Source organism: Planktotalea sp., assembly GCF_039984035.1.
GTDB lineage: Bacteria > Pseudomonadota > Alphaproteobacteria > Rhodobacterales > Rhodobacteraceae > Planktotalea.
The window spans coordinates 1-10,833 of record NZ_JBDWVM010000454.1; the positions used below are offsets into that span (position 1 = coordinate 1).

The following is a 10,833-nucleotide window of genomic DNA, read 5'->3' on the forward strand; positions in this document are numbered from 1 at the left end:
CGCGCGAAGCTCCTGCTGGATCAAGCGCACATTGCTTTGGCGCAGCGCGACCGTTTCACTGGCATTGCGCACCTCTAAATAGGCCGTCACAGCGCGCAGCAGAACGTTCTGCTCCACAGCCAAAAGACGTGCACGTGTGGCAAGGACGTTCTCTTTCGCAGCTTCAATGGCAAACTTTGACTGCCCACCATCATACAAAAGCAAATCCGCGCTGATGGTCATCGTTGCAGTCGTGCTGTTGTTTTCGCTTAATGTGTTGGTCGTAAAGGCTGTTGTGCGGGAAAAGCTGCGGTTCAGCCCCCCAGCGAAGCTGATAATCGGGCGAAGCGCGGCTGTGGCGATGGCGACGTCTTCATCCGCGGCGCGCAACAACGCACGATTTTGTTCCAGCAGGCCTGAATGGTTGAACGCGCTGATCAGCGCATCTGACAATGTTTCAGCTTGGGCCGCTTGCAGGCTCATGAACGAAAGACCGATTGCAGTTAACAATCTTTTTGAGCGCAATTTAAGTCCGTTCATTTGATCCCCTTGCACAACGGATACGTTGTGGCAGCTAGCTCTATGCTCCAACGCGCGATCAGCAGCTTTCCGTCGCGCGCTTTTTTCTTTTATCGTCGTTTTGCTTTACAGCGCGAACGCGCTTTCTTTTGCAAAACCAGGCAAGACAGGCGCCGTTGCGTTAAACGCCAAACGCCAGTTCATATGGCCATCAATCTTATGTCCGATGCGGACCTCGCCCAATGCACCGCTCATAAAGATCGCGGCGATACGCCCACCTTCTTTGAGTTGATCTAAGATCGCACCCGGCACGGTTTCAACACCGCCCTGAAGAATAATCACGTCATAAGGTCCATGTTCCGCAACGCCCGCGTCAAGCGCGCCAGCGTGTACGACAACATTGTCCGCGCCTGCATCGCTGAGTGCCGATTGAGAATCCTCAGACATACGTTCATCCGATTCAACAGCAACAACCGCCTCGGCAATATGCGCGATGATCGCGGAGGAGTATCCAAACCCTGCCCCGATATCGAGCACGAGCTCGTCGTTTTGCAAATCTACTGCGTCAAGGAGCTTGGCCAGCGTGCGCGGCTCAAGCACGACCCGCCCTTCGCCAATTGCAATGTTGCCGTCCATATATGCGGCTTCGCGTCGATCACGCGGCACAAAGTTTTCGCGCGGCACATCCAGCATCGCATCGATAATCGGGAATTTGGTGACATCAGAGGGGCGTACTTGTGTATCGACCATCATGATGCGACGCGCTGCAAAATCAGACATGTGCTAAACTCGCTCGTTCAGAATCCTTTCAACTGTCTTGCCACATCACGCGCAGGGCTACAACGTTCGCTGTTCATGCAATTCGCAAGAAATTGCATCGCTTGGCCCTTGCAGCCTTTTCCTAGATCAGCTATCTGCACGGCACTACTGGCGGCGAGTTGGTAGAGTGGTTATGCAGCGGATTGCAAATCCGTGTACACCGGTTCGATTCCGGTACTCGCCTCCATTTAAAAACAAAGCCTTAGCAGGAAACTGCTGAGGCTTTGATCGTTTTTAGACTTTAGGCACATCGTTATTTGAGAAGACGAACTAGGTCGAACGCGTATAAATCAGGCATGTGTTTTTCGTACTAACCTCGAACAATCATCGACCTCTCGTTCAACAAAATGATGCGACGTTTTTCGTTTGTTAGTCGTCGTTCAATATGTTTCAGCGCCGCAGTAAGGCTTCCCAGATGGCTCTGCGCTGGTCTTCGGCGCCCAAACCAAAGCGAACTTTGATCAATATGCCAATACATTGAACATGAAGGGGTAATTTTCAAAAATTAACCATAAGGTCAGGTATTCCCGCCTCGACCTCACGATTACGTGAGGTTAGCGTGAGGGGATTTCAAACTGAATTGGGCTTTTTATGTCTTTGGTTTCACAGCTGCTGTCTTTTTTTTGCTACAATTTCCAACTCCACCAAAAGCCCACACGCAGACGCTCCCATAATTTTTGGCCTATTGCAGGCATGGCGCTCGTCGCTGCGACCCCCGCCCTTGCGGACGCTATTGAAATCCCGACAGGGCGCGCGAACGCGCCGCTGTTTCAGGCAGATACCTTGATCACAACTGGCTTTTCGGGAACGCATGTGCGCAAGCCCTTCTCGCCCGATGGCAGCGCAGTTGATGCAGTCAAACCGCTGCTTCGTGAATTTATCGATCCCGATGGCGCAGTCGTGACGTTGCTGAGCATTGCTCAGTTTGACGCAGGGCCCGCGGGGCAAGAAATCAAACGCCGCGCCTATGACAAGATTATTGCACGCGATGTGGGGCAAGTCTTCGGCATTGCATTGGACGATCAAACACCGCCGAACCTCTATCTGTCCGCAACCTCTGCCTTTGGGCTCAACATCAATGGTGCGGACCGAAATGAAGATATGCTTCCCGATCGCTTGCGCAAAGGCGCTGGTGATGCGGTCTGGGCAGAGGCGCAATTTGGGCCTACCCCTGCGTCTGGACCCGGTTCTGTTTATAAAGTCGACGGTCGCACTGGGCAGGTTTCCTTACTCGCGAATATTGAACTGGACGGCGTGCCAAACAGCGCAGCAGGCCTTGGCAATATCGCATTTGATGCAGCGCATAAGGTTTTGTTTATCTCTGACTTGGATACGGGCGTCATTCATCGCCTTTCGCTTGATGGCGAGGAGTTGGAAACCTTCGATCACGGCATGAATGGACGCCCGAACGAGCAGCTAGAACCGTCTCTTCATGACGCAGAGAACCGCGCTGATATCACCAGCGGTGATTTTGACCCCGACCTTCCCGACACTTGGGGGTTTGCGGATGAAAAACGTCGCGTCTGGGGCCTCGCGGTGCGTGGGGGACGTCTGTTTTACGCAGTTGCCACAGGCAAAACAGAGCAACCGGATATTTGGTCCATCGGACTACATGAAAAAACCGGTGTCTTTTTAGAGGATGCCCGTTGGGAGGTTAGCCTCCCAGAGCGTTTCGAACCTTTTGACATCTCTGATCTGGATTTCACCGCGAGTGGCTCATTGGTTGTAGCCCAGCGCGCCACACCGCTTGCACCCTTTGATTACAACGAAATGACACAGATGGGTCAGGTCGCCGTGACGCGGTTTGTGCTCGAAGACCCGGATGATCCCAAATCCGCGCTAACCCCATCCGATTGGGTGGAAGAACCGATTGATTACAGTATCGGGTTTCAAGGCACGCACACAAATGCCAACGGCGGCGTCGCTCTTGGCCCAAACTACACGGTACGCGGCAGCTTGGAGCCGCGCGATTGTAAGGGAACGCTTTGGGCGACAGGCGATGCGCTGCGGGACGAGCCGACGCTCGAGTCTGCGCTCGAATTGGGCGGCGCGCTGACAGTTCATGGTGCGCAAGCCCAGCCTGTTATGATGGATGCGCGCGAGAACACTCCGCCTTGGGTCAGCTACTTCCACGATTTTGATGGTGTTTACGACGAAACCGTCCGTTCAGGTCATATGGGAGATGTGGAAGTTCTGGGATGTGTTGGAACAAGAGCGTCTGCAGCACCCGCAGACCCACAGTTGGCAAAGGTCGATCCGCCCCTGCCTAAAGACCCCAAGCTTTGCACGTCGCCTTTGTGTGTCACGTTGGTTTGCCTTGCAAATCCAGCGCTGTGCGCACCGCAACAAAACGCCTGCATGTCTGTTGAGCACGCGTTGAGCTGTGATCCTGAAACCGGTGATTATGTTCTGCAGGTTCAAGCGGCAGATCGTCTTGCCGCACCTGTGCTGGATGAGTTGAAACTATTGCCCGCTTCCCCGCCTCTTGGTGCTTTGCCGCTTCAAACTGGGATGAATGCGCCGACAAGCGTATCTCTGAGCGGCATGAGTGCAGGTCAAATCGGTCACGTTAACATATGCGCCTTTAACGGCGTGGATCAGGCCAGCGGCGCACCTTATGACTGTTGTAACCAAACGGTCTCCTTCAAAATCCCCAATGCGCTTTGTGAGAAGGAGGCAGAATGATGAACGTTTTTCGCACCCTCCCCCCCGTTCTATCCCGCGCTACTTTGGCGCTTGTTGTTTCAAGCACAATGGCGATGGCCGCGCCCGTCATCACAAATGGCGACTTTGAGCAAAACCCGCCCTCAAGCTACGGCAACAACATTGGCTGGAGCATCGCCCCTTGGACATTGACCGGCAACGATCAAGCCAATGTCGTGCAAGTCGATGGCCCAGGTGGGCAGACTTCCTATGGATCAAACGGCCCTGCGTCCGATGCGACGGGTGGCACAGGCAATCAACACTATCTGGACATCGTCGGCAGCAATGAGCTGTATCAAGAGTTCACGCCGCAATGTGATGGGCTCGTGCAATTCGGAGCCTCCTTTTCATCGCGCGGCAACGCATCCGGCTCGGCTTCCGTCAGCATTCTGGATGCAACCGGCTCCAACACAGTCGCAGGTCCAGCGGCCGCGTCGTTTGCGGGCGGCACCTCTGAAACAGATCCTTGGACGCCTGTGACGGGCACCGCAACGTTGAGCGCGGGGACCACCTATCGCCTTCAGATCACGATGAGCAATCCAACGAATGTGGACAATGCTTTCGTCGAGTTCGAGGATTTTTGCCCAGCGCATAACGACGATGATGTCCCCCCTGAACCACCAGAAGAAACTGAAGAAGACACAACAGATATTGAACCCCAAGCCTGCGTTCCTTTTGTCGCAGAGGTCAGCTGCGATCCGAACACGCATGAGACTTTGGTGACTTTAAGCAATGCTTTGTCTGGTGAGTTCGACCCCTCTCATGTTCAGATCAGCTCGAACACCTCTGGTGTGAGCGTCGCCCAACGTGGCCCGATGAGTGTTGCCTTAACGGGCGCCAGCGCGGGCCAAACAATCCTGATTTCGACAGCCTCTGTAGAGATCGGCGGAGGCAGCGCCGAAGGCTTGGATGCCTGCTGTATGGGCGAAATGGAGATCGTTATTCCCGAAACCCTTGAGTGCAAAGCGCCCACTTTGGAAGTCGAGAAAACCTGTGAAACTTCGGCAAGTTCACCTGCACCCTACCAATGCGAAATCACGGTTCACTATTCAGGTCCACCGCCAAGCGCCGATACTCCTATCACGCTGACTGAAAACCTAACTGGCGGTACATTTTTGCCCAGCAGCTCAGGGCCGATGATGACGGACCCATGGAACTGCGACGCCGATCAAGGCGCCGCAAACGATATGATTGCCTGTGAAATCACGGCGGATGATGCGCCAGACGCGGATTGGAGCGATTGGACCTCCTCTTTGATCGTTGAAGTTGAGGGCGAAGAGACAGGTTTCGAAAACTGCGTCAGCGTAGACGCGGGCCCGACCCTTGCGGACGAAGCTTGCTGGAGCCAGGAGACGCCTGAGCCGGAAGATATTTCTATCGAGAAAACCTGCGAGCACGTTGAAAATGGTCTGCTCAATCCAATCGTTTTTGACTGCTCGATCACTGTAACAACCAACGGCGCGCCTTTCGACGGCGACTTGACCATCACGGATACGCTGGACTGGGGCTCAACCCTTCCCTTCCCGCCAATCATTAATGATGTCTCAAGCCAAGACGCATGGAATTGCGAAACACCGCCAGGCGGAGACCCTGCTGTGCCACAGTGCAGCATCAGCAATGATGACTTCCCACACACGGCAGGCTCATCCACAGTTGATATCGAGTTCTGGTTCCACGACCATTATCCAGAAGAAAACTGCGCCTCTGTCTCGCTCGGCGATCAAGGTGAGCTGGCAACAGTTTGCACAGAACTCACGATTGACGAGGACGACGACACCCCTCCGCTCCCAGATCCAGATCCAAGCTACGAGCTTGTCAAAAGCTGTGAAAACGTGGGCAACGACATCGCCTGTGTCATTACATTGACAACAAATGGCGTTGCGTTCTTGGGCGATATCACTGTCAGCGATGTGTCCAACTTATCATCTACCCCCGGCGCGACCATCACGGGACCAGCAGGGGCGACGTGTAACAACACGTCAATGTCCTGTGCGATTTCGCACGCCACACTGTCTGGCCTTACTCCGCCGAACAGCGCAGTGTTTAACGTGACTTTCCCGAACACAGAAATGCCTGAAGGCTTTATGAACTGTGCGGTAGGCGATCATGCAAACATGCCAGAAGCGCGCGACTGCGTTCTGGAAAATGGTGAATTTGACACGCCCGACGAGGCACCAGAACAAGCGGCCTCTTGTAGCTCGGATGTTGTGTTTGTCGTTGATACCTCGGCCTCCCTTGGCAGCAGTGCGAGCACGGTCATGCAATCCTTGCGCAATATGGCCGGCGTCTTTGAAGGCGACGGATCGCAAGCGGCGTTGGTGACGTTTGGCTCTTCTGCAACTGTGCAATTGCCCATGTCGACTGCGAGCCTGACAACGCTTGCCAACTCGACCCAAACGCCAACAGCCGCAGGCGGCACCAACTGGGAAGATGCGCTTGTCAAAGCAGGCACTGTCATTACGCCCAATTCCGTCGTGATCTTCATCACCGATGGCCGCCCAACAGCACATCTTGACGCGAGCGGTGTTTCGACCAATGTGCCGAACTCTCCGAGTGGATGGTTAACAGCAACGAACGAAGCCATTCCTGCTGTGAACGCAATCTATTCTGCGGGCGTGCCAATCATCGGCGTTGGTATTTCGGACAGTCAGGGCGTGTTTGTCTCGACCTATCTGGATGCACTGCTGGGCACGACCAGCACGGGCACAACATTCAATAGTCTCAACCAAACGCTTGGCAGCATTGCGAACGAAATCTGCGGTGACATGTATCTTGAAAAATACATGAACCCCTCCTTCGTGAACTTCGCAAATGAAACGGGCACCACCAAACGCGTGACCGTTACGTTGCGGGCGCAGAATTTCACCAATTCAGCAGCCAACAGCGTCGTGATCAAAGACAAGGTTCCGACTGAGTTGAGCGCGATTGGCAATACCACCGCGAGCCACGGCAGCGCGACGATCACAGGTCAGGACGTTGTTTGGACCATTCCAACACTCGCAGATACTGTGACCGCGGTCCTGACGTTCCAAGCGGACCTAACAGCGCCGCCCGAGGGAACGACGAATTGGCAATGTAATGAGAACTTTGCCCAAGTCATGTCGCTCAATGGCACGATGCAATCGATCCCCGGCAATATGAACGAGGTCTCAGGCCCCGTTGCTGAAGACGATGAAGCGAAACGCCGCTTCTGCGTCAAGAACGAGCCGGATGTGACGAACCCGCCGCAAGCCTGCACGCCTTATCTGCGCGTAGACAAGGTGCTGGATATTTCAGAGCAGGAAGTCTGCTTTGCCGGACAGCCCTGTACGTTCCAAATCAAAGTGCGCTCAAGTTGTCCGAACGATGATTTCGATATGCCTGTTCAATTGGGCGATATTGTGAGCGGCGCGAATGGCGCAACACCGACGGTCATCACATCGATGAGCAATGACTCATCTCCCGCGGTTTGTGCGTTCCCGTCTGCTTGGAGCTCCAACACGACCTCAACGCAGTGCAGCACGCCGTCTTTGCAAATCCCTGCGGGTGACACAGTGACCTTCGATGTGACCATGACAGCGCCAAGCACACCGGGGTCTTACACCAACTGCTTTAGCGCGCTTGAAGGATCGCCGCCTGCAACGGGTACCGCTTCGGTGTCTTTGCCGAATATCTACCGCGATCGCGGCGACTGCGCGCCATTTGAGGTGGTCAGCTCAACGCGCAGCGCAGAGCAATTGATCCCGACAGAGCAAGCACCCGAGTTGGAATTGGTCAAAAGCCAATCGGGCCAGTGCCGCGTCAATGTCGGCTCGCAAACCTACGCTTGTGACTTTGAATTGCAGCTCACAAACACGGGCCAAAGCGAGGTCACGTCTCCTGTAACCTTGTCCGACACATTCGGCACCCCTGCCCCCACCGCAATCACTAACGTGACCGGCGACGGGTGGAGCTGCGCGAGCAAGTATAGTGGGTCAGCGAGTTGCCTGCATGCAGGTTTGACGCTTGCCCCAATGCAAAGCGCAACAGTGGGCATGACGCTCACCCTACCGGGCTTGCCCAAAGGTGGTAGCTTTGAGAACTGCGCGGCCATTGGCATCAGCGACAACCCTTATGAGCGCGCTGTCACCCTGCAGACAATCATGACAGAACGCGGCATCAATGTGGGTAAAATCGATGGGGTGCCCGGCAGACGCACGCGCGCGGGACTGCGCACGCTGCAAGCTGAGCTCGGCCTGCCAGAAACCGGCAAGATCGATGATGCTTTGGTTGATGCGCTTGGGCTTGCCAGCGCGGATGCGCCTGCGTCTTGTGTGACTGCTGAGTTGCCCATCATGCCGCCGCCCCCCTTGGTCTGTGATGCAAAGAGCACCCAGCTTTTGGATGGGTCGTGCGAATGTCGCTACAAGAATATGTATCAACGCGACAAGACAAGCTGTGGCTGCATCAAAGGCACGCAATTTGTTGAAGGCGAAGGATGCATCAAGCGCAAGATCACACCGCAACAGAGCAAGCCGAAAGCGCTAAGCTGTAACAGTGCGACTGCTGTGAAACGTGGCGGCGAATGTGTGTGCCGCTATTCCAAAATGCGCAAAGCGAACTCAACATCTTGCCGCTGCATCGCAGGAACCGAGTTTGTTGCCGGAGAAGGATGTGTGGTTATTCGCCGTGAACCAACGGCCCCAGCGCGCTGTGAAAACGGTTTGCCCCGTATTCCGGGCGTTGGATGCATTGATATCAAACGCGGCGAAGGCAAACCACGGATCAAAAACGAAGCAGATCGCCCAGACGCGCCAAGCGTCGACCCTGATCAAATCTAAACGATCCAAATAATCTAGCGCGGCGCAGGTTCCTCAAATCTGCGCCGCGCTTTTCTTTCTCAAGCAAAGCTGTTGCCAAACGAGCGCATAGCTACTCCCCTCCAAAAATCACAAACTTGGTTTTGCACACCGCCCCAATCGCGTATGAGGCTTGAAACAAAGGCATCGCCTACGCGTTTTACGGCGCAGCGATATGCATCTAAAAGGGACGCTCACGCATATGAAACGCATCGTTCATCTTGGTCTTGGCAATTTTCACCGCGCCCATCAGGCATGGTACACATCCCCCTTGAGCGATTGGAAAATCACTGGCGTCGTGATGAGCAACCGCGATCTGTGGCGTGAATTGAACGAACACGATGGCGCTTATAATCTTGGGACCTGGGATCAATACGGTTTGAAGAGCGACGTTATTGCCATCTATGATGACGTCTTTCTTGCGACTGAACAGGCTGGCGAGATCATTGCGCGCATTGCCGATCAGGACACCCATGTTGTGACGCTCACCGTGACCGAAAAGGGCTATTATTTGAATGCCAACGGTACAGGCTTAGATCTGAACGCCGCCCCTATCGCAGAGGATCTTGCCGCCCAGATGCCTAAATCTGCAATCGGTATACTCTGTTCCGGCTTGGTTGCTCGCGCCAGTGCCAAAGGTGGGCCAATCACGGTCCTGTCCTGTGACAACCTCGCGGACAATAGCCACAAATTGCGACGCGTGGTGATGGACTATGTAGCCAAAGCCGCGCCCGAGGCCACAACTTGGATCGAAGCGAACACAAGCTTTGCCAACACGATGGTCGATCGCATCACGCCCCGCTTAAGCCCGCAGGCTATCGAAGAAATCGCGCAGGTCTCAGCGCGACCTGATCTATGCGCGGTTGGCACTGAAGGTTTCTCTGAATGGGTGATCGAAGATACCTTCGCGGGTCCGCGCCCCGCGTGGGAGACCTCTGGCGCTGTTTTCGTCCAAGATGTTGCCTCCTTTGAAAATCGCAAGTTGCGCCTTTTGAATGCGTCGCACTCCTACTTCGCTTACGCGGGACTTTTGGCGGGGCATCGTTTTGTCCATGAGGCCATCGCTGATCCACAATTGCGCGCCGGTGTGAATGCGCTCTGGGATGAGGCCGCGCCCTTGGTCCCTGCCCCCGCTTCAGCAACTCTTACTGACTATCGCCAAGCCCTGCTTGATCGTTTTGCAGTTCCAGCGATGCGCCATGAACTTGCCCAGATCGCCATGGATGGCAGCATGAAAATTCGCGAACGGTTGGTCCCGATTGTTGAGGGCTGCGCGGCAAATGACACGCCTTGCGCGCAAGCAAAGCAAGCGATTTCAACTTGGATTGCATTTGTGCGTGATCAGCATGCGCAGCAAACCCCATTGAACGATCCCAATGCGCAAGAGATTGCTACGATTTTGGCCTCCGATGCCTCTGTTCTCGAACAGGACGGGGCATTGCTTGAATTGATTGGCGCGCCGCTAGACCTAGCCTAACTACGCGCCAACCCTTTGTTTTCTTAGCTCGGGAAAGACTTCGCTGGTAAAATCTTACCAACACACGTGCCAAAACCGATCTGGAAGCCATCGCCCTTTGCTGCGCCAGCAAGCGTCAGCCTGTCGCCATCTTCGATGAAGGTGCGTATCTCGCCGCTTTCGAGCGTGAAAGGCTCGCGCCCTGCCCAGCTCTTTTCCATGAGCGAGCCATATTCATCCGGCGTTGGGCCTGACACAGTTCCAGAGCCAAGCAAATCGCCCGCAGACATGCCGCATCCACCAACCGCGTGATGGCAAAGTTGCTCTGCTGCGGAATAATACATGCGGCTGTAGTTTGTTGTGGCCAGCAAGGTTTCTTTGTCCGCACCTTCGGGCTGCATCAGCACCTTCAGTTCGATGTCATAAAGGCCGTCTTTTGAGCCATCAAGGTAAGGCAGCAATTCCATTTCACGCTCCGGCGTCGGTGCGCGGAAAGGGTCCAGAGCGGCTGCGGTCACGATCCAAGGGCTGATGGATGTG

Annotated in this window: 6 protein-coding genes and 1 tRNA gene; 4 read left to right on the forward strand and 3 right to left on the reverse strand. The window is 54.9% G+C overall.

What is annotated here, in order from left to right; translation table 11 throughout:
• Both ABJQ89_RS20085 and ABJQ89_RS20090 read right to left on the reverse strand, forming a co-directional pair.
• A partial coding sequence (locus ABJQ89_RS20085) for a TolC family protein (RefSeq protein WP_348497929.1) occupies nucleotides 1-519 on the reverse strand: 519 nt, incomplete at its 3' end.
• A gap of 105 nt (nucleotides 520-624) precedes the next feature.
• A complete protein-coding gene (locus ABJQ89_RS20090; protein ID WP_348497930.1) occupies nucleotides 625-1,278 on the reverse strand; it encodes a protein-L-isoaspartate O-methyltransferase in 654 nt (217 codons plus the stop codon).
• Between the two features lie 152 nt (nucleotides 1,279-1,430).
• On the opposite strand from ABJQ89_RS20090, the gene ABJQ89_RS20095 reads away from it, so the two are divergent.
• The 4 genes from ABJQ89_RS20095 to ABJQ89_RS20110 all read left to right on the forward strand — a co-directional run bounded on the left by ABJQ89_RS20095 (nucleotide 1,431) and on the right by ABJQ89_RS20110 (nucleotide 10,314).
• Nucleotides 1,431-1,504 (forward strand) — tRNA-Cys (locus ABJQ89_RS20095).
• A 506-nt stretch (nucleotides 1,505-2,010) separates the two neighbouring features.
• Nucleotides 2,011-4,002 carry a hypothetical protein gene (locus ABJQ89_RS20100; protein ID WP_348497931.1) on the forward strand — a complete coding sequence of 664 codons (1,992 nt, stop codon included), beginning with the start codon at nucleotides 2,011-2,013 and terminating at the stop codon, nucleotides 4,000-4,002.
• Nucleotides 3,999-8,819: a VWA domain-containing protein gene (locus ABJQ89_RS20105; RefSeq protein WP_348497932.1), complete on the forward strand. Its 4,821-nt coding sequence runs from the start codon at nucleotides 3,999-4,001 to the stop codon at nucleotides 8,817-8,819. Before ABJQ89_RS20100 ends, ABJQ89_RS20105 begins: the two co-directional genes overlap by 4 nt.
• 220 nt (nucleotides 8,820-9,039) lie before the next feature.
• Nucleotides 9,040-10,314 (forward strand): mannitol dehydrogenase family protein, encoded by a 1,275-nt coding sequence (locus ABJQ89_RS20110; protein ID WP_348497933.1) that lies wholly within the window; start codon nucleotides 9,040-9,042, stop codon nucleotides 10,312-10,314.
• Between the two features lie 23 nt (nucleotides 10,315-10,337).
• Here the strand turns inward: ABJQ89_RS20110 and ABJQ89_RS20115 are convergent.
• A partial coding sequence (locus ABJQ89_RS20115) for a fumarylacetoacetate hydrolase family protein (RefSeq protein ID WP_348497934.1) occupies nucleotides 10,338-10,833 on the reverse strand: 496 nt, incomplete at its 5' end.

Coding starts and splice junctions, on each gene's coding strand:
- ABJQ89_RS20090 (WP_348497930.1), bottom strand. CDS start 1,278: ATGTCTGATTTTGCAGCGCGTCGCATCATGATGGTCGATACACAAGTA.
- ABJQ89_RS20110 (WP_348497933.1), top strand. CDS start 9,040: ATGAAACGCATCGTTCATCTTGGTCTTGGCAATTTTCACCGCGCCCAT.
- ABJQ89_RS20105 (WP_348497932.1), top strand. CDS start 3,999: ATGATGAACGTTTTTCGCACCCTCCCCCCCGTTCTATCCCGCGCTACT.
- ABJQ89_RS20100 (WP_348497931.1), top strand. CDS start 2,011: ATGGCGCTCGTCGCTGCGACCCCCGCCCTTGCGGACGCTATTGAAATC.